This window comes from Lysobacter defluvii IMMIB APB-9 = DSM 18482 (assembly GCF_000423325.1).
GTDB classification, from domain to species: Bacteria; Pseudomonadota; Gammaproteobacteria; order Xanthomonadales; family Xanthomonadaceae; genus Novilysobacter; species Novilysobacter defluvii.
Genome location: NZ_AUHT01000005.1, coordinates 1 through 23,488, shown reverse-complemented (window position 1 = coordinate 23,488; position 23,488 = coordinate 1). Strand labels below are relative to the sequence as shown.

Annotated in this window: 22 protein-coding genes and 1 pseudogene; 14 read left to right on the top strand and 9 right to left on the bottom strand. The window is 71.5% G+C overall.

The window, feature by feature from the left end; all coding sequences use genetic code 11:
* Positions 1-3 precede the first annotated feature (3 nt).
* A complete protein-coding gene (locus tag G545_RS0102370; protein ID WP_407059622.1) occupies positions 4-924 on the top strand; it encodes a M48 family metallopeptidase in 921 nt (306 codons plus the stop codon).
* 3 nt (positions 925-927) lie between these two features.
* Here G545_RS0102370 and phaR read toward each other — a convergent pair whose 3' ends face one another.
* Together phaR and gluQRS are read right to left on the bottom strand one after the other, a co-directional pair.
* Positions 928-1,374, bottom strand: a complete 447-nt coding sequence (gene phaR / locus G545_RS14890) for a polyhydroxyalkanoate synthesis repressor PhaR (RefSeq protein WP_081677681.1) — start codon at positions 1,372-1,374, stop codon at positions 928-930.
* 78 nt (positions 1,375-1,452) lie between these two features.
* Positions 1,453-2,328 (bottom strand): tRNA glutamyl-Q(34) synthetase GluQRS, encoded by an 876-nt coding sequence (gluQRS, locus tag G545_RS0102360; RefSeq protein WP_027068989.1) that lies wholly within the window; start codon positions 2,326-2,328, stop codon positions 1,453-1,455.
* A gap of 130 nt (positions 2,329-2,458) precedes the next feature.
* Here gluQRS and htpX point away from each other — a divergent pair, with 130 nt between their 5' ends.
* Positions 2,459-3,358 (top strand): protease HtpX, encoded by a 900-nt coding sequence (gene htpX / locus G545_RS0102355; RefSeq protein ID WP_027068988.1) that lies wholly within the window; start codon positions 2,459-2,461, stop codon positions 3,356-3,358.
* An 11-nt stretch (positions 3,359-3,369) separates the two neighbouring features.
* Here htpX and G545_RS0102350 read toward each other — a convergent pair whose 3' ends face one another.
* A complete protein-coding gene (locus G545_RS0102350; protein ID WP_027068987.1) occupies positions 3,370-5,445 on the bottom strand; it encodes an EAL domain-containing protein in 2,076 nt (691 codons plus the stop codon).
* A gap of 97 nt (positions 5,446-5,542) precedes the next feature.
* Positions 5,543-6,532, bottom strand: coding sequence for an EF-P beta-lysylation protein EpmB (gene epmB, locus G545_RS0102345; RefSeq protein ID WP_407059616.1), 990 nt, complete (start codon positions 6,530-6,532; stop codon positions 5,543-5,545).
* A gap of 102 nt (positions 6,533-6,634) precedes the next feature.
* Between epmB and efp the strand changes: the two genes are divergently transcribed.
* The 6 genes from efp to G545_RS0102315 all read left to right on the top strand — a co-directional run bounded on the left by efp (position 6,635) and on the right by G545_RS0102315 (position 12,516).
* The gene (gene efp, locus G545_RS0102340; protein WP_027068985.1) at positions 6,635-7,201 is read left to right on the top strand and encodes an elongation factor P; all 567 of its coding nucleotides are present in this window, start codon (positions 6,635-6,637) and stop codon (positions 7,199-7,201) included.
* Positions 7,201-8,547, top strand: coding sequence for a TRZ/ATZ family hydrolase (locus G545_RS0102335; protein ID WP_027068984.1), 1,347 nt, complete (start codon positions 7,201-7,203; stop codon positions 8,545-8,547). The genes efp and G545_RS0102335 overlap by 1 nt, the downstream gene beginning before the upstream one ends.
* On the top strand, positions 8,544-9,266 hold the full coding sequence (ubiG, locus tag G545_RS0102330) for a bifunctional 2-polyprenyl-6-hydroxyphenol methylase/3-demethylubiquinol 3-O-methyltransferase UbiG (protein WP_027068983.1): 723 nt from the start codon (positions 8,544-8,546) through the stop codon (positions 9,264-9,266). The genes G545_RS0102335 and ubiG overlap by 4 nt, the downstream gene beginning before the upstream one ends.
* The gene (gene gph / locus G545_RS0102325; protein WP_027069336.1) at positions 9,263-9,937 is read left to right on the top strand and encodes a phosphoglycolate phosphatase; all 675 of its coding nucleotides are present in this window, start codon (positions 9,263-9,265) and stop codon (positions 9,935-9,937) included. Before ubiG ends, gph begins: the two co-directional genes overlap by 4 nt.
* Entirely contained in the window at positions 9,934-10,686 is a 753-nt protein-coding gene (locus G545_RS0102320; RefSeq protein ID WP_154656498.1) for a phytoene/squalene synthase family protein, read from the top strand. Before gph ends, G545_RS0102320 begins: the two co-directional genes overlap by 4 nt.
* A gap of 81 nt (positions 10,687-10,767) precedes the next feature.
* Positions 10,768-12,516, top strand: a complete 1,749-nt coding sequence (locus tag G545_RS0102315) for a GGDEF domain-containing protein (RefSeq protein ID WP_027068981.1) — start codon at positions 10,768-10,770, stop codon at positions 12,514-12,516.
* On the opposite strand, the gene G545_RS0102310 is transcribed toward G545_RS0102315, so the two are convergent.
* Genes G545_RS0102310 through yidD form a run of 3 tightly spaced genes read right to left on the bottom strand, consistent with a single transcriptional unit; the run spans position 12,479 to position 14,944 of the window.
* Complete coding sequence (locus tag G545_RS0102310; RefSeq protein WP_231553213.1) at positions 12,479-13,315, bottom strand: M23 family metallopeptidase; 837 nt, start codon at positions 13,313-13,315, stop codon at positions 12,479-12,481. The two genes, G545_RS0102315 and G545_RS0102310, sit on opposite strands and share 38 nt — an antisense overlap.
* Positions 13,316-13,338: 23 nt before the next feature.
* The gene (locus G545_RS0102305) at positions 13,339-14,703 is read right to left on the bottom strand and encodes a dihydroorotase (RefSeq protein ID WP_027068979.1); all 1,365 of its coding nucleotides are present in this window, start codon (positions 14,701-14,703) and stop codon (positions 13,339-13,341) included.
* 19 nt (positions 14,704-14,722) lie between these two features.
* Complete coding sequence (gene yidD / locus G545_RS0102300; protein ID WP_027068978.1) at positions 14,723-14,944, bottom strand: membrane protein insertion efficiency factor YidD; 222 nt, start codon at positions 14,942-14,944, stop codon at positions 14,723-14,725.
* Positions 14,945-15,165: 221 nt separating this feature from the next.
* Between yidD and dksA the strand changes: the two are divergent.
* Positions 15,166-15,924, top strand: a pseudogene (gene dksA, locus G545_RS13255) (RNA polymerase-binding protein DksA); the annotation flags it as partial.
* A 98-nt stretch (positions 15,925-16,022) separates the two neighbouring features.
* Here dksA and G545_RS0102290 read toward each other — a convergent pair.
* Complete coding sequence (locus G545_RS0102290) at positions 16,023-16,469, bottom strand: SufE family protein (RefSeq protein ID WP_027068977.1); 447 nt, start codon at positions 16,467-16,469, stop codon at positions 16,023-16,025.
* 14 nt (positions 16,470-16,483) lie between these two features.
* Complete coding sequence (cysS, locus tag G545_RS0102285) at positions 16,484-17,857, bottom strand: cysteine--tRNA ligase (protein WP_027068976.1); 1,374 nt, start codon at positions 17,855-17,857, stop codon at positions 16,484-16,486.
* 135 nt (positions 17,858-17,992) lie between these two features.
* Between cysS and G545_RS0102280 the strand changes: the two genes are divergently transcribed.
* The 5 genes from G545_RS0102280 to G545_RS0102255 all read left to right on the top strand — a co-directional run.
* Positions 17,993-18,451, top strand: coding sequence for a hypothetical protein (locus G545_RS0102280; RefSeq protein ID WP_027068975.1), 459 nt, complete (start codon positions 17,993-17,995; stop codon positions 18,449-18,451).
* Between the two features lie 259 nt (positions 18,452-18,710).
* On the top strand, positions 18,711-19,718 hold the full coding sequence (locus tag G545_RS0102270) for an N-acetylornithine carbamoyltransferase (RefSeq protein ID WP_027068974.1): 1,008 nt from the start codon (positions 18,711-18,713) through the stop codon (positions 19,716-19,718).
* Between the two features lie 152 nt (positions 19,719-19,870).
* A complete protein-coding gene (locus G545_RS13250; RefSeq protein ID WP_052106763.1) occupies positions 19,871-21,112 on the top strand; it encodes an argininosuccinate synthase in 1,242 nt (413 codons plus the stop codon).
* Positions 21,105-22,208: an acetylornithine deacetylase gene (locus tag G545_RS0102260; RefSeq protein ID WP_027068973.1), complete on the top strand. Its 1,104-nt coding sequence runs from the start codon at positions 21,105-21,107 to the stop codon at positions 22,206-22,208. The genes G545_RS13250 and G545_RS0102260 overlap by 8 nt, the downstream gene beginning before the upstream one ends.
* Positions 22,205-23,488: acetylglutamate kinase (locus tag G545_RS0102255; RefSeq protein ID WP_027068972.1), on the top strand; the 1,284-nt coding region annotated here is incomplete at its 3' end. The genes G545_RS0102260 and G545_RS0102255, both read left to right, overlap by 4 nt.

Sequence of the window (23,488 nt, the reverse complement as noted above, 5' to 3'; positions counted from 1 at the left end):
AAAATCCGATTGGGGCGGACCGGAAGGCATCCGCAGGGGCAGGCCCGCCGCCGCGGCGGTGGCATCAAGTGGTGGGTGCTGGTTGCGTTCGCCGCCTTCGCGGCGTGGCGCTGGTTCGGGAGCGCGGAAACCGACCCCTACACCGGGGAGACGGCGCATTACGCCGCCACGCCGGCGGAGGAGGTCCAGCTGGGCGCGCAGGCCTACCAGCAGGTGCTGGGCGATGCGAGCGCCCAGGGTGCGCTGGTAAGTCCGGACGACCCCGTCACCCGGCAGGTGCGGGATATCGCCGCGCGGCTGGTGGACCGCGTGCCGCAGGTCAGCGCCGACCTTGCACGCAGGAACCAGCAGGAGGTTCCCGACAGCTGGCGCGGCTTCCAGTGGGACGTGAGCGTCATCGACTCCCCGCAGGCCAACGCGTTCTGCCTGCCGGGCGGGAAGATGGCGGTCTACACCGGGCTGCTCCCGGTGACGCAGAACGAGGACGCGCTCGCCGTGGTGATGGGCCACGAGATCGCCCACGCGCTCCTGCGCCACGGCTCCCAACGGCTGGCCCAGCAGGAGCTGGTCCAGCTCGGCCAGGTCGCCGCGGCGGTGGCGGTCAGCGACGCGGATCCCCAGCAGCAGCGGATGGTGCTCGGCGCGCTTGGCGCCGGGGCGCAGTACGGCCTCATCCTGCCGTACGGACGCAACCACGAGAGCCAGGCCGACGAGGTCGGGCTGATGCTCGCTGCCGCGGCCTGCTACGACCCGCGCGAGGCGATCGGACTGTGGGAGCGGATGTCCGCCAGCGGAGGCGGTGGGGTGCCGGAGTTCGCCTCGACCCACCCCGACCCCGCCAACCGGATCGCGCGGCTGCAGCAGCTGATGCCCGAGGCGCTCGAGTTCCACGCCCGCTACTGCACGCCCGGCGCCGGGGGCTGAGGGTCAGCGGCCCCGGCGGCGGGGCGGAAGCTGGCCGAAGGTGCCGGTCAGGTTGCCGGCCCCCGGCGCGGGCGCGGGCGGTCGTGGCGTGCCCGCCCGCGCGGTGGCCATGGCCGGGAGTGGTTCGCCGGAACCGGACGGCGCCGGCGGCACTCCCAGCCGGTCCAGCGCCTGCTCCAGGCAGGGGGCGATCTCCACCTGGCGGGGGTCGCCGTACAGGCGCACCAGCCGCATCAGCAGCGGCGGGGTAAGCAGCGCTTCGTCGCCCTGTTCGTGCTCGGCGATCACCTGCAACAGCACCTGCCGGGTCAGGTCCTCGCCGGTGCGGGCATCGCAGACCTGGAATCCCTCGCCGTCGAGGATGAGTTGCCGCACGTCCTCCAGCGTGATGTAGCTGGAAATGCCGGTGCAGTACAGCCGGCGGTTCGGGTACTTCTTGATCAAACGCATGCAACGTTCCGGCGGGCGTCCTGGACCCCGAGGATGGACGATGCGCGTGCGGCGAGGCAAACGTTCCCGCCGGCCGGCTCAGCCGTCGACCGGCGGCAGGGAGCGCGGGATGCGCCTGGCGTCGAAGTGCGCGGCCGCGGCGTCCAGGAACGCTTCCGGGCCGGCACCGGACGGAAGCGCCAGCGCGGCCTGCCCGAGCCGCTGCCAGGCCAGCTGGAGCGAAGGCAACGGGTCGCCCGGATCCAGGGGGAGATCGGCTTCCGACTTGGAGAGCTTCCTGCCGTCGCGGCCACGGAGCAGGGGCAGGTGCAGGTATGCGGGCGTGGGCAGGCCGAGCGCGCGCTGCAGCAGCATCTGGCGCGGAGTGGAGTCGAGCAGGTCGGCGCCGCGCACCACCTCGGTGACGCCCTGCGCGGCGTCGTCGACCACCACCGCCAGCTGGTACGCCCAGCAGCCGTCGGCGCGCAACAGCACGAAGTCACCGACCTCGCGCGAGACGTCCTGTTCGAACCAGCCCTGCACCCGGTCCTGGAAGCCGATCCGGGTCCGGGGCCGGACCCGGAACCGGACGGCCGGATCCGGTCGCCGCCGGTGCGCCACGCAGTGCAGGTGGACGCCGCCGGTCGCCGCCAGGTCGGCACGGCTGCAGTGGCAGTGGAACGCATCGCCCTGCGCGAGCAGGCGATCGAGCGCGGCGCGGTACGCATTGCCGCGGCCGGACTGGCGCAGCACCGGTCCGTCCGGGACCAGTCCGCAGGCGTGGAGGGTGGCCAGCTGCCGCTCGGCCGCGCCCGGCACCTCGCGCGGGCGGTCCACGTCCTCGATCCGCACCAGCCACTCGCCCCCGGCGCTGCGCGCGCACAGCCAGCTGCCCAGTGCCGCGAGCAGCGAGCCGGCGTGCAGGTCGCCGGTCGGCGAGGGCGCGAAGCGACCGCGGTGGGGTGGCGGGGAGATGGCGGGTGCAGGGTCGGGCACGGTGAACGGAAGTCGGGACGGGAGCCCGCCTCAATGTTGAAAACCGCGCCAAACTGCCACACTTCCAGGCCAACGAGAACGCGCATCCCGGCGCGGAGAGGAAGACCCGATGTTCAAGCGCGTGGCGCTATTCATTGCAACCAACCTGGCGGTGATCGTGCTGCTGGGGATCGTCCTGAGCATCCTGCAGGGCGTGTTCGGCATCAGCCTGGGCAACAACGGCGGCCTGCTGGTGATGGCCCTGGTGTTCGGCTTCGGCGGCTCGTTCATCTCGTTGATGATGTCCAAGTGGGTGGCCAAGCGCGGTACCGGCGCGCAGGTCATCGAACAGCCGCGCAACGAGGCCGAGCAGTGGCTGGTGTCGACCGTGCGCCGGCAGGCCGAGGCGGCCGGCATCGCAATGCCCGAGGTGGCCATCTACGACGCGCCGGAGATCAACGCCTTCGCCACCGGCCCGAGCCGCAACAACTCGCTGGTGGCGGTGTCCACCGGGCTGCTGCGGGCGATGAGCCGCGACGAGGCCGAGGCGGTCCTGGCCCACGAGGTCAGCCACGTGGCCAACGGCGACATGGTGACCATGGCGCTGATCCAGGGCGTGCTCAACACCTTCGTGATCGTGCTCTCGCGCGTGGTCGGCCGGGTCATCGACGGCTACCTCAGCGGCAACCGCGACGGCGGCGTCGGCATCGGCTACTTCGCCACCGTGTTTGTGCTGGACATGATCTTCGGGCTGTTCGCGAGCATGATCGCGATGTGGTTCTCGCGCCAGCGCGAGTTCCGTGCCGATGCGGGCGGCGCCCGGCTCGCCGGCCGCGACAAGATGGTCGGTGCGCTGCAGCGGCTGTCGCGGACCTACGGCGAGAACACGCTGCCGCGCCAGGTACAGGCCTTCGGCATCAGCGGCGCCGTGGGCGCAGGCATGCGCCGGCTGTTCATGAGCCACCCGCCGCTGGAGGAGCGCATCGCCGCCCTGCAGCGCATGGACGGCCGGGTGCGTACCGCGGCCTGAGCCGCCCGCGCTCAGCCGAAGTCGTAGTCCATCTCGGGACCCGCGGGGGCAAGGAAGTCCCCCTGGGCGTAGCTGATGCCGCCACTGAACAGTGCGGTCATCGTGGAGGCGTCGCCTACCGAATCGACGATGACTTCCTTGCCCAGCGCCTGGGCCTGTGACGCCAGCGCGCGCAGCCGCTCCTGGCTGTCGGGGCTGGTGGCGAGGTCCTCGCTGAAGGAGTGGTCGATGCGGACCATGTCGGCATCGAAGTGGCCGAGCAGCTGGACCGAGTTGAGCCCGCTGCCGAACTGCTCGAGCACCATCCGCACGCCCATGTCGGCGAGCCGGACCCGGAACTCCTGGGCCGCCCGCAGCTGGGTCGACACCCTGGGCTCGGCCAGCTGCAGGATCAGTTGCCGGCCGTCCACGCCGTGGCGCGACAACTGCTCGCGGACCAGGTTGACCAGGCTGTCGTCCTGCAGCGAGGCATCGGAAACGCGCACCATCAGGATCACCTGGCGACCGGCGACGCGCAGCCCGCCCAGGCGGGCAATGGCCTCGCGCACCAGCCAGCGGTCGATCTCCCACAGCAGGCCGTGTTCCTCGGCGATCGGCAGGAAGTCCATCGGCTGGGTCAGCGCGCCGTCCTCGTCGCGCAGGCGCAGGAAGGTGTCGTAGCACTCGCCCGGCTGCCCGTGCAGGGCGATCAGCGGCTGGTAGTGCAGGACGAAGCCGTCCGCGTCGAGCGCGCCACGGATGCGGTCGACCCAGGCGGCGATGCGCTCCTCCTCGGCACGGTCCACGGCACCCGGATCGAACACCTGGGCCCGGTTGCCGCCGACGCTGCTGGCGTTCTGGATGGTCTGCTGCGCCTTGGCCAGCACCTCGTTGAGGCTGGCGATCTTCTCGCCCACCTGCACCCCGCCGACGCTGACGGTGACATTGAGGGTGCTCTCGCCCGCCTCCAGTACCGCGTCGGCGAAGCAGGTGCGGATCTTCTCGGCCAGCTGCACGGTGGCGTGGTAGTCGCTGCCGCGCCGGAGCACGCCGAACTGGTGCTCGCCCAGGCGCCCGCACTGGTCGCCGTCGCCGAGCGCCGTCTCCAGGCGCCGCGCGAACGCCGCCAGCAGGGAGTCGGCCGCGTCGAGCCCGATCTCCTCGAGCAGCCGCGCGTAGTGGTCCGGCTCGACCATGAGCACCGCGTGCGAGCCGCCCTGGGCGGCGTCCTTGACCAGTTCCTCCAGCGAGCGCAGGAAGGTCGGCCGGTTGAGCAGGCCCGTCACTACGTCGCGGTGGCGAAGCTCCTCGACCTCCCGCGCCAGCCCGGGATCGACCTCCTGCCGGCGCAGTACCACCTGCAGGCAGCTTTCGCCTTCCCAGGTGGCGGGGGTGAACTCCATGACCGCCGGGAAGCTCTCGCCCTCCAGGGTGCGCGCCTCCACCTCGTAGCGCGGCGGCGGCGGCTCGCCCCGACCCAGGTCGCGCAGCAGCTGCCGGAACCCGTCGACGTGCTGTGGTGCGACCAGGTCGAGCAGCGACATGCCCTCGATGTCCTCGAACGTCTCGAACCCGAACATCTCCAGGTAGGCCTCGTTGGCCCGGATGTGCATGCCCTCGTGGACGTAGGCGATCGGGTCGCGCGAGGACTCGATCAGCGCATCGCAGCGGCGTTCGGTCTCGCGCAGCTGCGACTCCAGCCGGCGCAGCGCCCGGCGCGCGTTGCGGTCGGCGAAGGCGTCGCGCACCACGCTGGCGACCTGCTCGCGGTCGCCGCGCAGGACCACGCCGCGGACCCCGAGCTCCATCGCCCGGCGCGCCACCGCGTCGTCGATGCTGTCGACCACCAGCAGCACCGGCAGGTCCTTGCCGCTGTCGGAGATCTGCGCGACCACCTGCTCCGGCGGGATCAGGGTGGCGTCCAGCGCCACCAGCGCCAGGTCGGCGGGCGGGCCGGACAGCAACTCGCCAAGCCCGTCGGCATCCTCGGGCCGGCTGGGGCGGGCCGCCAGGCCACTGTTGCGCAGCCCGCTGACGATCGCCTCGGCAGCCTCCACGCTGTCGTCGATCACCAGCAGGCGGAGGGTCGTTTCCTCAACGGGTGGCATGCGGCGGGCTCCTCCGGGGAAAGGCGCGGCCAAGGGTTATGACAGATGCGCCGGGCAGCGTCCATTCCCCGCCGCCCGGTCCGCGACCGGCGTCCGGTCACAGCGGCCGCTTGCCCGGATCTCCGGCGACCTCGCGGACCAGCTTCGGGACCAGGTAGCCCGACAGCCGGGCCGCCAGCGCCGCGTGCAGCGCGCGGGCGCGGGCGTCGTCGACCTCGAAATGCGCGGCACCCTGGACCCGGTCCAGCTGGTGCAGGTAGTACGGAACCACGCCGGCATCGAAGCCCCGCGTACTGAGCGCGGCCAGCGCCTCGACCGAGTCGTTGACCCCGCGCAGCAGCACCGCCTGGTTGAGCAGCGTCGCCCCGGTCCCGCGCAGGCGGGCGAGGGCGGCATCGACGGACCCGTCGAACTCGTTGGCATGGTTGGCGTGCAGCACCACCGCCACCGGCCAGGGCAGCGACTCCAGCCAGCCGAGGAGGCCGTCGTCGACGCGCTCGGGCAGGACCACCGGAAGGCGGCTGTGGATGCGCAGCCGCCGCACGTGTGGCATCCCGCGCAGGCCATCGGTCAGCGCCGCGAGCTTGGCGTCGGACAGCGAAAGCGGGTCGCCGCCGGAGAGGATGACCTCCTCGATCCCGGTGTCGGCACCGATGCGCTCCAGCGCCGCCTCCCATCCGGAGGCCGAAGCGGTCTGCTCGGCATAGGGGAAGTGGCGGCGGAAGCAGTAGCGGCAATTGATCGCGCAGCTGCCGGTGGCGACCAGCAGCGCCCGGCCGTTGTACTTGCGGATCACGCCGTCGCCGGCGGTGGCGGCACCGTCGCCCACCGCGTCCAGGCTGAAGCCGGGGACGGGCTGCATCTCTGCATCGACCGGCAGCACCTGCCTGAGCAGCGGGTCGTCCGGATCGCCACGGCGCATCCGGGAAACGAAGCCCCGCGGCACCCGCAGCGGGAACTGCCGCGCCGCTTCCGCGGACAGCCCCAGCGCCGCCGGTTCCAGGCCCAGCAGCCCCAGCAGCTCGCCCGCGTCGCGCACCGCCTCGCGCCACAGGCGCTGCCAGCGGGGCGCCTGCGGCGACTGCATCGGGGGAAGGGCTGCGGGTATCATTCCGGACCTGTATTGCCGCCGCGACGGCCGTGCGCGGCAGCCCGGCATTCTATCCGCCTTCACTACCAGGAGCTCCAGATGGCCACCTTCGGCATGAACGACGTCAAGAACGGGATGAAGATCCTGGTCAACAACGACCCGTGCATCATCACCGACACCGAGTACGTCAAGCCGGGCAAGGGCCAGGCCTTCACCCGCGTCAAGTACCGCAACATCAAGACCGGCCGGGTGCAGGAAATCACCATGAAGTCGACCGACTCGGTCGAGGGCGCCGACGTCGTCGACACCGACATGCAGTACCTCTACAGCGACGGCGAGCACTGGCACTTCATGGATCCGTCCACCTTCGAGCAGGTGCAGGCCGACGAAGCCGGCATGGGCGATGCCGCCAAATGGCTCAAGGGCGAGGAGGAGTGCGTGGTGACGCTGTGGAACGGCACGCCGATCATGGTCCAGCCGCCGAACTTCGTGGAGCTGAAGATCACCGAGACCGATCCCGGCTTGCGCGGCGACACCTCCGGCGGCGGCGGCAAGCCGGCCACCCTGGAGACCGGCGCGGTCGTGCGCGTGCCGCTGTTCGTCAACCAGGACGAGGTGATCAAGGTCGACACCCGCTCCGGCGAGTACGTCAGCAGGGTCAAGTAATGACGCAAGCCCCCCAGCCCTGCGACCTCCTCATCGAAGCCGGGTGGGTGGTGCCCATCGAGCCGCACGGCGTGGTCCTGGAAGACCACGCCGTCGCCGTGCGCGGAGGCGAAATCGTCGCGCTCCTGCCCACCGCCGAGGCGCGCGCGCGCTTCCGGGCCGCCGAGACCGTATCGCGCCCCGGCTCGGTGCTGATCCCGGGCCTGGTGAACGCGCACACCCACAACCCGATGAACCTGCTGCGCGGCATCGCCGACGACCTGCCGCTGATGACCTGGCTGCAGGAGCACATCTGGCCCGTCGAGGGCGCGGTCGTCGGTCCGCAGTTCATCGCCGACGGCGTGGCCCTCGCCGTGGCCGAGATGCTGCGCGGCGGCACCACCTGTGCCAACGAGAACTACTTCTTTCCCGACGTGGAGGCCGCCACCTACAAGCGGCTGGGCTTCCGCGCCGTGGTCGGCCTGCCGGTGGCGCAGTTCGCCAACGCCTGGGCCGCCAGCGAGGACGAGTACTTCGACAAGGCCATCCAGGTCCATGACCAGTGGCGCGATGACGACCTGGTCTCGCTGGCCTTCGTCCCGCACGCGCCGTACACCGTGTCCGACGCGGCCTTCGGCCGGATCCGCACCCTGGCCGACCAGCTCGACCTGCAGGTCCACCTGCACACCCACGAGACCGCCCAGGAAGTCGTCGATTCCCAGCGCGAGCACGGGCAGCGCCCGCTGGCCCGGCTCGACCGCCTGGGCCTGGTCAACGAGCGGCTGGTGGCGGTGCACATGACCGCCCTGGACGACGGCGAGATCGCCCTGTGCGCCGAGCGCGGCGTGAGCGTCGTCCACTGCCCGGAATCCAACCTCAAGCTGGCCTCGGGCTTCTGCCCGGTGGCGAAGCTCGAGCAGGCCGGTGTCAACCTGGCGATCGGCACCGACGGCGCGGCCAGCAACAACGACCTGGACATGTTCGGCGAGATGCGCACCGCCGCGCAGCTGGCGAAGGCCGTGGCCGGCGACGCCGCGGCCTTCAGCGCTCCCAGCGCGTTGCGCGCGGCCACCCTGGGCGGGGCGAAGGCGGTCGGCCTGGGCGATCGGATCGGCTCGATCGAGCCCGGCAAGCAGGCCGACCTGGTGCTGGTCGACATGGATCCGCTGGAGACCCGGCCCCTGTTCAACGTCATCTCGCAGCTGGTCTACGCGACCGGGCGCCACCAGGTAAGCGACGTCTGGATCGCGGGTGCGCGCCGGCTGCGCGGGCGCGAGCTGGTCGACTTCGACATGGAAGCGCTGCTCGCCAGCACCCGCCAGTGGCACGGGCGGATCTCCGCGATCCTGGAGCAGAAGCAGTCATGAGCACCGCCGCCGCCGACAACAACTTCAGCCAGGCCGAACTGGACAAGTTCGGCGCCCTGGCCCAGCGCTGGTGGGACCCGGAAGGCCCCCAGAAGCCGCTGCACGCACTGAACCCGGCGCGGCTGGGCTATGTCACCGCGCGCATGCCCCTGGCTGGCGCGCGCGTGCTCGACGTGGGTTGCGGCGGCGGGCTGCTGAGCGAGGCAATGGCCGGAGCCGGCGCGGAAGTCACCGCGCTCGACCTGTCGCCGGCGCTGGTGCGGGTGGCCCGGCTGCACGCGAAGGAGTCCGGCGTGCAGGTCGACTACCGCGAGCAGTCGGTCGAGTCCCTCGCCGCGGAGGCGCCCGGCAGCTTCGATGCCGTCACCTGCATGGAGATGCTCGAGCACGTGCCCGATCCCGCTTCGGTGGTGGACGCCTGCGCGCGGCTGCTGCGGCCGGGCGGGCGGCTGTTCCTGTCCACGCTCAACCGCACCCCGGCCGCGTTCGCGCTGGCGATCCTGGGTGCCGAGTACATCGCCCGCCTGCTGCCGCGGGGCACCCACCAGTACCGCGACTTCATCCGCCCCTCCGAGCTGGGCGCGATGCTGCGCGCGGCCGGGATGGAGCTGGAGGACGTCAGCGGGTTGGCATACGAGCCCTGGCGCAACGCCGCGCGGGTGATCCGGCGCCCGGACGTCAACTACCTGGCCTGCGCCCGCAAGCCGGGCGCGTCCTGATGGCGGCCCGGCTGCCCGACGCGGTGCTGTTCGACCTGGACGGCACCCTGCTCGACAGCGCGCCGGACATGCTGGTGGCCGCCAACGCAATGCGTGCGCGGCGCGGCACCGGGCCGATGCTGCTGGCCGAGCTGCGCCCGCACGTGTCCAAGGGCGCGCGGGCGATGATCTCCGCCGCGTTCCCCGGCATCGACGAGGCGACCCGCGAGGCCTGGGTGCCCGAGTTCCTGGAGTCCTACCAGGCCGAGCTGGGGCGCCACTGTTCCGCATTCGACGGCATCGAGCGCCTGCTTTCCACGCTCGAGGCGGCCGGGCGGCCCTGGGGGATCGTCACCAACAAGCCGGAGTTCCTGGCCATCCCGTTGCTGCCGATGCTCGGATGGCAGGAACGCTGCGCCGTGCTGGTCGGTGGCGACACGCTGCCGGTGCGCAAGCCCGATCCGGCGCCACTGCTGCACGCGGCCGGGGTGCTGGGCATCGAACCGCGCCGGATCGCCTACGTGGGCGATGACGAGCGCGACATCGTCGCCGCGCGCGCCGCCGGCATGCCCTCGGTGGTCGCGCTGTGGGGCTACCGGTTGGGCGAGGACGATCCTTTCTCCTGGCGGGGCGACGTGATGGTCGAGGACCCCGCGGACCTGTGCGAGGCCTCGGCATGGCCGGTGGCATGAGCGACCCGGACCTGGAGGTCCCGGACGCGCGCGCGGACGGCACCGGCACGCTGCAGGCGTTCCTGGACAAATGGCAGGCGCGCTGGCCGGAGTGGAGCGTTGCCGGGGTGTTCGTGCCGGATGCGGTGCGCGCGCGGGCGGTGGCGTGGGCGTCGTTGCTGCAGGAGTTGTCCGACGCGGCCTGGGGCGGCAGCGACCCGCGGCCGGGCCTGGCCAAGCTGGCCTGGTGGCAGGAGGAGCTGCGGGGCTGGGAGCGTGGCGTGCGGCGGCATCCGCTGGGCATCGAACTGCAGCGCCTGCCGGCACCCTGGGGCGGGCTCGCCGGTGCATTGGACAGCCTCCCGGCCTCGCGCGAGCGCGCCGGGGATCCGGGGGAGGCGGTGGAACTGGTCCGCCCTTTCGCCCATGCCGCCGCGGCCGTCGAAGCGGCGCTGTTCGATGGCCGTGGCGAGGGCGCTTCCGGGGAAGAGGAGGCGGAGCTGGTGGCCGCGTGGCTGCTGTTCTCGCGTTTCTCCCACGACCAGGACGCCCATGTGCCGCTCAGCGTGATGGCGGCGGCGGGTGACGGTGATGCCACGCTGGCCTGGGCCGCCGAACTCCGGCGCCGGTGGCCGGACGCGGTGTCGCGCCACCGGCCACGCCGGATCTGGACCGCGCTGGCGCGGGGCCGCCTGGGTGCCCGCGATCCGCGCCGGCCGGCATCCGGCTGGAGTACCTTGTGGCGGGCGTGGAGGGCTGCCAGGGGCTGAGGCTCCGGGCAGGACGCGCTGCCGTTTCCAAAACTTGCAGGGGGGTGGATGGAGCGGTCGTGGGGATCATCGCGCCTTCGATTGCCGGCGGCGGGGCCGCTGGCCCGGCTTGCCGCGCCCTGGCTGCTGCTGCTGGCCGGCTGCGGCCTCGTGGTGGGCATCGCCGCCCTGCTGACCGAGGAGCCTCCGCTGGCCGAGGTCTCGCTGGCGTACCTGGAGGGTGATCCGCTGCCGGTGCACGTGATCCGGGGCACCCTCGACGACCGGTTCGAGCCGGTGCGCGGCAACGTGATCCACCAGCTGCCGCCCGGGCAGGGCTGGTGGCGGATCCGCGTCCACGGCGACGTGCCCGCGGAGGCCCGCCCGCAACTGCAACTGCTGTCCGCCCGCGCCGCCCACGCCCTCGCATGGCTGGCGGCGCGGCCCGGCGAGCCGGGCGACGGCTTCGGCCGCCGCGTCACCGGCACGCCTTCGCCGCGCGCGCTGGTGCTCGCGCTGGACTCCGGCGTGCAGGACGGGGACACCGTGTACCTGCAGGTGCGCTCCCCGCCGGGCAATCCAATGCGGGTGCGCGTCGATCCGCTCGCGGCGGTACACCAGGCGGACCTGGTCCACGTCGGCTGGCGCAGCGCCGGACTGGCGGGCCTGGTGATGCTGTCGGTGCTCGCGCTGGGCATGTGGGGCGCGGTCGGGGAGATGCGGTTCGGGCTGCTCGCCCTGGCGCTCGCCTCGCAGGCGCTGTACTTCGCCGCCAGCGGCGGCGAGGCGCACCTCTGGAGCGCGACCGCCTGGCTGTCGCGCGACATGCGCCTGGTGCACCTCACCGGCGTGCTGGCGCTGCTGGCCAACATCGGCTTCGCGAGCCGTTACCTCCGGCTGGAGGCGCGCCGGCCCAGGGTCACCCTGGTGCTGCGCGTGCTCGCCACGTCCGCCGCCGTGCTGGCCGTGGCGATGCTGCTCGCGCCAAGGGGATGGATGATCGCCGCCACCAGCGCGCTGGCCGCGCTGATGATCCTGGTCGTGCTGTCCGGGGCGGTCGTCGATGGCATGCGTGGCCGCCAGGCAGCACTGTTCCTGCTGGCGGGCTGGGTGCCGATGACCCTGCTCCTGCTGGGGCACCTCGCGGAGCTGAGTGGCTCCTGGCTGGGTCCACCGTGGATGGGCCACGCGCTGCCCGCGAGCTGCGCGCTGTCCGGCCTGGTGGTCACCGTCGGCCTGGGCGGCATCGTGCGTACGCTGCGGCGCGAGCGCGACGACGCCAGCCACCGCGCGTCCTACGACGCGCTGACCGGCGCGCTGTCGCGCTCGGCGATCGAGGCACGGCTCGCGCACGCGGTGCGTTCGGCGCACGTGTCGGGATCGTCCCTGTCGGTGGTGTTCTTCGACATCGACCACTTCAAGCGGGTCAACGACCAGTACGGCCACCTGGTGGGCGACGAGTGCATCCGCATCGTCGCCCTGCGCACCCGCAACCGGCTGCGCACCTACGACCTGTTCGGGCGCTGGGGCGGCGACGAGATCCTGGTGCTGCTGCCCGACACCCCGCTGGACGAGGCCGTCGGCGTCGCCGAGAACCTGCGTTCGGCGGTGAACAGCCGCGCGCTGGAGATCGACGGGCGGATGCTCGCCGCCACCGTCAGCCTGGGCGTGGCGCAGCTGGCGTACGGCGAGCAGGCGAATGAACTGGTCCGCCGCGCGGACGCCGCGCTCTATGCGAGCAAGCAGGACGGGCGCGACCGGGTCAGCATCAGCCGCTGGGCCACGCTGCAGGACCCCTCGCCCTCGCGCGGGCCTACGGTCGTTCCAGCACCAGCAGCGGATCGATCCTGACGTCGAACCAGTTCATGCCCCAGTGCAGGTGCGGCCCCGTGGCCCGCCCGGTCGCGCCGACGGCGCCGATCACCTCGCCCTGGCGCACCACGTCGCCGGGCGCCACGTCCATGCGCGACAGGTGCAGGAAGTTGGAGCTGATGCCGTGGCCATGGTCGAGCACCAGCGTGCCGCCGGTCAGGTAGAGGTCGTCGGCGAAGGTGACCACGCCGGAGGCGGGCGCCTTGACCGGGGTGCCGCTGGCCGCGGCGATGTCCATGCCCGAGTGCGGTGCCCCCGGGGTGCCATTGTAGACCCGATGGTTGCCGAAGCGGCCGCTGATGCGCCCCTGGACCGGCCACTGGAAACGCTCGGCGAATCCGGTGTGGTCGCCGTCCAGGGTGCGGGCCTCGGCGACCCGGGCCTGCTCGCGGGCGATCCGCTCGGCGATCTCCTTCGGTGGCGAAACGGTCTTCGGCGGCACGCCGGACACCCGCTCGACCGGCCAGTCGCGCGCGGTCACCCGGATCGAGGCTTCGTGCCGGCTGCCGTCCGGTCGGCGGACCTGCACGGTCACCGGGCCGGACTGGTCCCGTGCCACGCCGAACGCGACGGTGCCGTAGCCGGTGACCCGCAGCTCGCGGCCAGCATGCGTGACGTTGCTGCCCGCCGGCACCTTGCCGATGACCAGCGCCCCCTGCTGCACCGACTCGGGGAACACGATCCGCGTATCGGCCGCGGTCGCGGGTGCGTCCCCGGACCCTCCGGCGGCCTGCGCGGCGGCCGGGCTGGGCGGGGCCGCCAGAATGCACGCGAGCAAGGCCGCGAGCCCCAGGCGCACACTCAACGGTCGAACTCCAGGCGCTGTCCTGCCGCGCCGCCCACCAGCCGCTCGCCATCCCAGGCCAGCTGGCCGTTGACCCAGGTCGAGGCGATCCGGCTGTGGAAGGTCCGGCCCTCGAACGGCGACCAGCCGCACCGGGACAGCACGTCCTCGCGGCGCACGGTGAACGGCGTGTCATCGACGAGCACCAGGTCGGCGGCGTAGCCCTCGCGCAGGAAGCCCCGTTCCTTGACGTCGAACAGCTGCGCGGGCGCATGGGCGAACTTCTGCACCACCTGGGCGGTGGACAGGCGCCGCTCGTGGACCAGTTCCAACGCGGCGACCAGCGCGTACTGCACCAGCGGCAGCCCGCTCGGGGCCCTGGTGTAGGGGTTCTGCTTCTCCTCCAGCAGGTGCGGGGCGTGGTCGGTGGCCAGCACGTCGATCACGTCGTCGGCCAGCGCCTGGATCAGCGCCTCGCGATCGGACGGGTCCTTGATCGCCGGGTTGCACTTGATCAGGTGGCCGAGCGCCTCGTAGTCGCTGCGGTCGAAGCGCAGGAAGTGGATGCAGGTCTCGGCGGTGATCTGCTTGCGGCTGCCGTCGGCGCGCACCAGCGGGCCACGCTCGAACAGCGCCAGCTCGTCGGCGGTGGAGATGTGCAGCACGTGCAGCCGGGTGCCGTGCCGCCGGGCCAGCTCCAGCGCCAGCCGGGTCGACTTGATGCAGGCCTCGCGCGAGCGGATGTCCGGGTGGCACGCCGCGGGGATGTCGTCGCCGTACTTCGCCCGGTAGCGGGCGGTCTCGGCCTCGATCATCGGGGTGTCTTCGCAATGGGTGATGACCGGGGTCGGGACATCGCGGAACACCGCGTCCAGTACCTCCGGGTCGTCCACCAGCATGTTGCCGGTGGAGGCGCCCATGAACACCTTCACCCCCGGTGCGCTGCGCGGGTCCAGGCGCTGGATGGCCTCCAGGTTGGTGGTGCTGGTGCCCATGTAGAAACCGTAGTTGGCCCGGACCCGGCCGGCGGCGCGGCGGTACTTGTCCTCCAGTGCGTCCGCGTCGAGCGTCGGCGGGCTGGTGTTGGGCATGTCCATGAAGCTGGTGAGCCCGCCGGCGACGGCGGCGCCGGACTCCACCTCCATGTCGGCCTTGTACTCCAGGCCGGGTTCGCGGAAGTGCACCTGGTCGTCGATCATCCCGGGCAGCAGCCGGCGGCCGGCGGCGTCGACCACCACCTCGTCGCCGCGCGTGGACAGGCCGCTGCCGAGTTCGGCGATGCGCCCGTCGCGGATGCGCAGGTCGCCGTCGAACTCGCGGCCTTCGTTCACCAGGCGGGCGTTGACGATGAGGGTTGCGGGCGGCGTCGCGGGTTGGTTCATGTCGGTCTACTCGGCGGGTTCACTTGGCGGGCGGAACGGGATCGTTGCCGCCGGGATGGAGGGGATGGCACCTGGCGATGCGCTTGGCCGCGAGCCAGCCGCCACGCACGGCACCGAACCGGGCGATGGCCTGCATCGCATAGGTCGAACAACTGGGATGGAAGCGGCAGCGCGGTCCCAGCAGCGGGCTGACGGCGCGCTTGTAGCCTTTCAGAAGGGCGATGAGGACGCGGTCGATCACGGCGGATCCGGGGCCGGGCACGCGTTGGCGCGGCGGGTTAGGATGGGGCCTTGACCATCCGGTGGCGCGTGGCCGCGCAAGCTTGCGGCAGGCACCATGAAACGTGGCCGGGGAAGCAGTGGAGCCGGCGTCGGCGCGCCCGCGGTGGCGCGGTTGCCGCCGCCTGCGGGGCAGGGTATAACAGCCCGCTTTCCCGTCACAAGGGACTGAAGGAAGGACACCCGAAAGTGGCAGAGAAGAAGACCGTCAAGAAGGCCGCCAAGGCCACCAGCAGCGCGACCACGGCGGCCAAGAAGGCGCCGGCCGTGAAGAAGGCGGCCGCAGCGAAGAAGGCCGCCACCAAGGCGGTCAAGGCACCCGCGAAGAAGGCCGCGAAGGCACCGGCGAAGACCGCCGCCAGGGCCGACAAGGCACCTGCGAAGGCCAGCACCGCGCCGGCGTCCGGCAACGGCGGCACCGCGCCGCGTCGTCCGGCCAAGGTCGCGGTCGCGGTCGCGGCCAAGCCGCAGGCCCCCACCCCGCGGAGCAAGTACAAGATCGTGCAATACAAGACCGATTCGAACACCGGCCGTCCGATCCTGCCCAAGGGCTACCGCCCGGACCCGGAAGAGGAGTACATGAGCCCGTTGCAGCTCGAGTACTTCCGCCAGCAGCTCCTGCAGTGGCGCGAGGACCTGGTCGAGGAGTCCAAGCAGACCATCGAGAACCTCAAGGACGAAGTGCGCGACGTCGGTGACGAGGCCGAGCGCGCCACCCGCGAGACCGAGAACTCGCTGGAGCTGCGCACCCGCGACCGCTACCGCAAGCTGATCAGCAAGATCGACAGTACGCTCAAGCGCGTCGACTCCGGTGACTACGGCTACTGCGTGGACACCGGCGAGGAGATCGGCCTGGACCGCCTGTCGGCCCGCCTGACCGCCGAGCGCACCCTGGACGCCCAGGAGCGCTGGGAGCACCTGCAGAAGCAGATGGGCGACTGAGCCTGCGGCATTGCGTGAACGAGGAGGCCCCGCCTGTAGCGGGGCCTTCGCTTTTCCGGAGGTCTGGATTCCCGCATTCGCGGGAATGACGTTTGCGGCTACGCCCGCCGCTCCGCCTCGTTGCGGATGAAGGCGAGCAGGGCGGCCAGCCCGTTGCTGCGCGTGGGCGAGAGCTGCCGGGACAGGCCGATGTCGCCGACGTAGTCGGGATCGGTCGCCAGGATCTCCGCCGGCGTGCGCCCGGAGTACACGCGCAGCGCGAGGTAGATCAGGCCCGACACGATCGTCGAGTCGCTGACCGCGTGGAAGCGCAGCCGCTCGCGGTCGGCCTCGGGCACGATCCAGACCATCGACTGGCAACCGTGCAGGCGATGTTCCTCGGTCTTCCACGCCTCCGGGAACTCCGGCAGCTTGCGGCCCAGGTCGATCAGGTACTGGTAGCGCTCGGACCAGTCGCTGAAGAAGCCGAACTCCTCGCGGATCGCGTCCTGCGCGGCCTGCGGGGTGGGTTCGAGCGGGAAGGGGGATGCGGGGGTGTCGGTCACGGCTACCTCTTGTCTCAGCCCCGGCGCCAGCGCACGCCGGCGGGGGTGTCTTCCAGCAGCACGCCCTCGGCGGCCAGCTGGTCGCGGATCGCGTCGGCGCGGGCGAAGTCGCGCGCCTTCTTGGCGGCGGCGCGCTCGTCGACCAGCGCCTGGACGCGGGCATCGTCCCCGTCGTCGCCGCCACCGCCGAACCACTGCGCGGGGTCCTGCTGCAGCAGGCCCAGCGCGAGTCCTGCGCCCAGCAGCTCGCCCTTGGCGCGGGCGCGCGCCTCGTCGTCGCCGGTCCGGCGCGCCTCGCCGGCGATGCGCGCCAGTTCCGCGAGCGCCTGCGGGGTGTTCAGGTCGTCGTCCAGCGCGGTCTCGATGCTGGCCGGGATCACCGGCGTGGCGTCGACGCCGGACAGGTCGCGCAGGGTGCCGTAGAGCCGGTCGAGGGTGCGCCGGCTCTGCTCGATCAGCGCATCGGACCAGTCCAGCGGCTGCCGGTAATGCGCGCTCAGCAGTGCGTAGCGCAGGGCCTCGGGCGGGTGCTCGCGGACCAGGTCGTGGACCTTCTCGATGTTGCCCACCGACTTGCTCATCTTCGCGCCGCCGAAGGTCAGCATGCCGTTGTGCAGCCAGAAGCGGGCGAAGGTGCGGCCGCCATGGGCGCATTCGCTCTGGGCGATCTCGTTCTCGTGGTGGGGGAACTGCAGGTCGACCCCGCCGGCGTGGATGTCGATGGTCTCGCCCAGGTGCGCGGCGGCCATCGCCGAGCACTCGATGTGCCAGCCGGGGCGGCCCACGCCCCACGGCGATTCCCAGCCGGGCAGGTCGGGCGTGGACGGCTTCCACAGCACGAAGTCGCCCGGATCGCGCTTGTAGGGTGCGACCTCGACGCGGGCGCCGGCCAGCATCTCGCGAAGGTCCCGGCGCGCGAGCTTGCCGTAGCCGTCGAAGCTGCCCACTGCGAACAGCACGTGGCCTTCCGCCTCGTAGGCGTGCCCGCGTTCGATGAGACGCTCCACCATCGCGATGATCTCGGCGACGTGGGCGGTCGCCTCCGGCTCGATGTCCGGGGGGGCGACGCCCAGCGCGGCCATGTCCTCGCGGTAGGCGGCGGCGAAGCGGTCGGTGATCGCGGAAATCGGCACGCCCTGCTCGCGGGCGGCGGCGTTGATCTTGTCGTCGATGTCGGTGATGTTGCGGGCGTAGGCGAGTCCGCCATGGCGGCGCCGCAACAGGTCGGCGAGCACGCCGAACACCACCGGCCCGCGCGCGTTGCCGATGTGGACGTAGTTGTAGACAGTCGGCCCGCACACGTACATGGTGGGGCGGGCGGGGTCGAGCGGCTGGAATGCTTCGACGCGGCGCGTCAGGCTGTTGTAGAGGTGCAGGCTCATGGGCAGGTCAAGCGGGTTTGCGACATTCTACCCGGCGCAGTGCACCGGCCGGCCGCGGACCTGTCGGCAGGTGCGGGTTCAGCGCAGGGCCTGCCGCGCCCGCCTACACTCCCACGGTTGCCTGAAGGGGTCCGCCCACCGATGAAGTCCAGCCTTGCGTTGCCCACGTTGCTGCTCGCGGTCGCGACGTCGCCCGCGTGGGGGCAGGAGACGCGCACGGTGATCCAGGCGGAGAACGTCCGCTTCGCCTACGCGCAGGTGCTGCAGGTCACCCCGGTGTACCAGACCCTGAACGCGACCGCGGTCGAGGAGCGCTGCGACCCGGTGGAGGAGGGCGCGCAGGAGGGCTCGCGCCTGCAGCGCGTGGTCGGCCGGGTGCGCGACGCACTGGGCGGGCAGGACGAGGCAGGCGGTGCCGCGGCGGCGGAGGACTGCCGGATGGTCCCGGTCGAGCGTGAGTTCCGCCGCCCGATCGCCTATGACGTCGACTACGACTACAAGGGCCTGAAGTTCCGCTCGCGGCTGCCGGACGATCCGGGCAACCGGCTGCGGATCCGCATCGGCGTCACGCCGGTGGTGACGGAAGGCAGCACGCAATGAGCTTGCCGACGTCCCACGCCCGTGCGAAGATCCGCCTCCTGATGAATGCGCCCCGCGCCAACGCCGAGATCCTGACCTCCGCCCGCATGGCGGCAGGGATGACCTCGCGCGCGCGCCGACGCCAGCCTGACCTCACGGCCGGGTAGCCGCTCGCACGCATTCGTTCCACGCCTGCACGCAAAAGCCCAGCCACCGCGCTGGGCTTTGTCGTTTTCATCGCCCGGCGAACGGTTTCCCCGTATCCCTCCCGGAGCCCGCGATGACCCCCCGCCACTTCCTCAACACCCAGGACTGGTCCCGCCCCGACCTGGACGCGCTGCTTGAAAGCGCGGCGCGCTTCAAGCGCACCCCATTGGGCGACCAGCTGCGCGGGCGCTCGATCGCCCTGGTGTTCTTCAACCCCTCCATGCGCACCCGCACCAGCTTCGAGCTGGGCGCCTTCCAGCTGGGCGGCCACGCGGTGGTGCTGCAGCCCGGCAAGGACGCCTGGCCGATCGAGTTCGACACCGGCGTGGTGATGGACGGCGAGGCCGAGGAGCACATCGCCGAGGTCGCCCGCGTGCTCGGCCGCTACGCCGACCTGATCGGCGTGCGCGCGTTCCCGAAGTTCACCGACTGGTCGGTCGATCGCGAGGACCGCGTCCTGAAGGCGTTCGCCAAGTACAGCCCGGTGCCGGTCATCAACATGGAGACCATCACCCACCCGTGCCAGGAGCTGGCGCACGCGATGGCGCTGCAGGAGCACTTCGGCACCACCGACCTGCGCGGCCGGAAGTACGTCCTGACCTGGACCTACCACCCGAAGCCGCTCAACACCGCCGTGGCCAACTCCGCTCTGACCATCGCCACCCGCATGGGCATGGACGTGACCCTGCTGTGCCCCACGCCCGAGTACGTGCTCGACGAGCGCTACATGGGCTGGGCCCGCGACAACGTCGCCGCCCACGGCGGCTCGCTGAGCGTCAGCCACGACATCGACAGCGCCTACGCGGGCGCCGACGTCGTGTACGCCAAGAGCTGGGGCGCGATCCCGTACTTCGGCAACTGGGAAGCCGAGAAAGCGATCCGCGACCGGTACGCCCACTTCATCGTCGACGAGCGGAAGATGGCCCTGACCAACAATGCCGCCTTCAGCCACTGCCTGCCCCTGCGCCGCAACGTCAAGGCCACCGATGCGGTGATGGACTCGCCGTCGTGCATCGCGGTCGAGGAGGCGGAGAACCGGTTGCATGTGCAGAAGGCGGTGATGGCCGCCCTCGCCAGCTGACGCAGTGACACCCTTCTCCCGCTCGCGGGAGAAGGTGCCCCGAAGGGGCGGATGAGGGCAGCTCCCGCCCCCACGAAAATCAAAAACTCCCCTCACCCCAACCCTCTCCCGCAAGCGGGAGAGGGGGCTTAGAAACCAGGATCCCCCTCCCCGTGACCAGCAAAGACATCGTCCTCGCCTTCTCCGGCGGCCTCGACACCAGCTTCTGCGTTCCCTGGCTCGCCGAGCGCGGCTGGCGGGTGCATACGGTTTTCGCCGATACCGGCGGCGTCGATGCGGAGGAGCGTGCCTACATCGAGCAGCGTGCCCACGAGCTGGGCGTCGCCAGCCATGTCACCGTCGATGGGGGGCCGGCGATCTGGGACGGGTTCGTCAAGCCGTTCGTGTGGGCGGGGGAGGGCTACCAGGGGCAGTACCCGCTGCTGGTGTCCGACCGTTACCTGATCGTGGACGCTGCGCTCCGGCGCGCGACTGAGCTGGGGACGCGGGCGATCGCCCACGGCTGCACCGGGATGGGCAACGACCAGGTGCGCTTCGACCTGGCGGTCAAGGCACGCGGCGACTACGAGATCGTCGCGCCGATCCGCGAAATCCAGAAGGAGCACACCCAGGTCCGCGCCTACGAGCAGGCCTACCTGGAAGAGCGCGGCTTCGGGGTGCGCAGCAAGCAGCAGGCCTACACCATCAACGAGAACCTGCTGGGGGTGACCCTGTCGGGCGGCGAGATCGACCAGTGGCAGGCGCCGGGCGAGGGCGCGGGCGGCTGGTGCCTGCCGCGTGCACAGTGGCCCGCCGAAGCGCTCGAAGTCAGGATCGGTTTCGAGCACGGCGAGGCGGTGAGCCTCGACGGCGAACGCCTGCCCGGGCACGAGTTGCTGGCCCGGCTCAACCCGGCCTTCGCCCGGTACGGCGTGGGCCGTGGCCTCTACACCGGCGACACGACGATCGGACTGAAGGGCCGGATCGTCTACGAGGCCCCCGGCCTGGTCGCCTTGCTGACCGCGCACCGGGCGCTGGAGGAGGCCGTGCTGAGCAAGCACCAGAACCGCTTCAAGCCCGAGGTCGCGCGCAAGTGGGTGGAACTGGTCTACGAGGGCTTCTTCTCCGATCCGCTCAAGGCCGACCTGGAGGCGTTCCTTGCCTCCAGCCAGGCGAAGGTCAACGGCGAGGTGGTCCTGCGCACCGAGGGCGGGCGCGTGGACGCGGTGGCGGTGGAATCTCCGCACATCCTCGCGGCGGCCGGGGCGACCTATGCCCAGGCCGCGGACTGGGGCGTTGCGGAGGCGGAGGGGTTCATCAAGTTGTTTGGGATGAGCAGCACGTTGTGGGCGCAGGTGAACAAGGGCGGGAACGGGGAACAGGGAACAGGGAACGGGGGTGGCGGCCGTGCTTGAGGTCGTGCTGGGCCATCTGGAGGCGCTGGTGGGGTTTGATACTCGGAATCCGCCGCGTGCGATGGATACCGGCGGGATCTTTGATTACCTGCGGGCGCAGTTGCCCGGGTTCCGGATCGAGGTGACGGACCACGGTGCAGGGGCGGTGTCGATGCTGGCGGTGCGGGGCACTCCGCGGCGGGTGTTCAACGTGCACCTGGACACGGTGCCGGACTCGCCGGCGTGGAGCGCCGATCCGCACCGGCTGCGGGTGGAGGGCGGCCGGGCGATCGGGCTGGGCGCCTGCGACATCAAGGGCGCGGCGGCGGGCCTGCTTGCCGCGGCCGCGCGCACGACGGGCGATGCCGCCTTCCTGTTCTCGACCGACGAGGAGGCCAACGATGCGCGCTGCATCAACGCCTTCCTGGCTGGCGACCATGGCTTCAGCGAGGCGGTCATCGCCGAGCCGACCGGCTGTGAGGCGGTGCTCGCCCACCGTGGGATCAGCTCGGTGCTGATGCGCTTCAAGGGCAGCGCGGGGCACGCGTCCGGAGCGGATGCGATCGAGGCCAGTGCGTTGCACCAGGCGATGCGCTGGGGCAGCCGAGCGCTGGAGCTGGTCGAGGGCGAGGCCCACCAGCGCTTCGGCGGGCTGTCCGGGCTGCGCTTCAACATCGGCCGGGTCGAAGGCGGCATCAAGGCGAACATGATCGCGCCGTCGGCGGAAGTCCGCTTCGGCTTCCGGCCGCTGCCTTCGATGTCGATCGACGCGCTGCACGGGCGCCTGCGCGGCCTGGCGCCCGATACCGCCCTTGGCCACTACGAAGAGACCTTCCGCGGCCCGCCGCTGCCGGCGGGCGACATCGCCGACGCCGAGGACCGGCGCCTCGCGGCCCGTGACCTGGCCGACGCGCTCGGCCTGCCGATCGGCAACGCGGTCGACTTCTGGACCGAGGCCTCGCTGTTCTCCGCGGCCGGTCTGACCGCACTGGTCTACGGCCCCGGCGACATCGCCCAGGCCCACGCCGCGGACGAGTGGGTCACTATCGACCAGCTGCAACGCTACGCCGAATCGATCACCCGCATCCTTCGCGGGCATGACGGTGGACAGCAATGACCATCCCCCCTTCCCAGCACGACCTGCAGACCCGCCAGACCATCGTCCGGCTGCTCTCGTCCATGGCCAGCACGCGCGAGGTCAGCCAGTACCTCAAGCGGTTCTCGCAGCTCGACGCCGCGCGCTTCGCGGTGGTCAAGGTTGGCGGGGCGGTGCTGCGCGACGACCTCGACGCGCTGGCGTCCTCGCTGGCCTTCCTGCAGGACGTCGGCCTGACCCCGATCGTGGTCCACGGCGCTGGTCCGCAGCTCGACGAGGAGCTGGCTGCCGCCGGGATCGAGAAGCAGACCGTCGACGGCCTGCGCATCACCTCGCCACAGGCACTGGCGGTGGTGCGCAAGGTATTCCATGCCCAGAACCTGCGGCTGGTGGAAGCCCTCCAGCGGCATGACGCGCGCGCCACGTCGATCGTGTCGGGCGTGTTCGAGGCCCGGGTGATCGATCCGGTCCGGCTTGGCCTGGTGGGCGAGGTGTCCGGGGTGGAGCGCGCCCCGATCCGCTCCGCCCTGGCCGCCGGCTCGATCCCGGTGATCGCCAGCCTGGGCGAGACCGCCGGCGGGCAGATCGTCAACATCAACGCCGACTTCGCCGCAAACGCACTGGTGCGTCTGCTGCAGCCCTACAAGATCATCTTCCTGACCGGTACCGGCGGGCTGCTGGACGAGGAGGGCAGGGTGATCGACTCGATCAACCTGTCCACCGAGTACGACGCGCTCATGGAGGCGCCCTGGGTCAACGGCGGCATGCGGCTGAAGCTGGCCCAGATCCGCGAGCTGCTGGACGACCTGCCGCCGTCATCCTCGGTCTCCATCACCCGCCCGGCCGAGCTGGCCAGCGAGCTGTTCACCCACAAGGGCTCGGGCACCCTGGTGCGGCGGGGCGAGAAGGTGTTGCAGGCGACCCGCTGGGACGAGCTGGACCTGCCACGCCTGCGCGCGCTGATCGAGTCGGCCTTCGGGCGGACCCTGGTGGACGACTACTTCGAGCGCACGCCGCTGCAGCGCGCCTACGTCAGCGAGAACTACCGCGCCGCGGTGATCCTGGCCGACGTGGACGGCGAGGCCTACCTGGACAAGTTCGCCGTGCTCGACGAAGCCCAGGGCGAGGGCCTGGGCCGCGCGGTGTGGCAGGTGATGCGCGAGCAGACGCCGCGGCTGTTCTGGCGCTCGCGCCACGGCAATCCGGTCAACGCGTTCTACCAGGCCGAGGCCGACGGTTTCCTGCGGCAGGAGGAGTGGAAGGTGTTCTGGTACGGGATCGAGGATCTCGCGGCGGTTGGC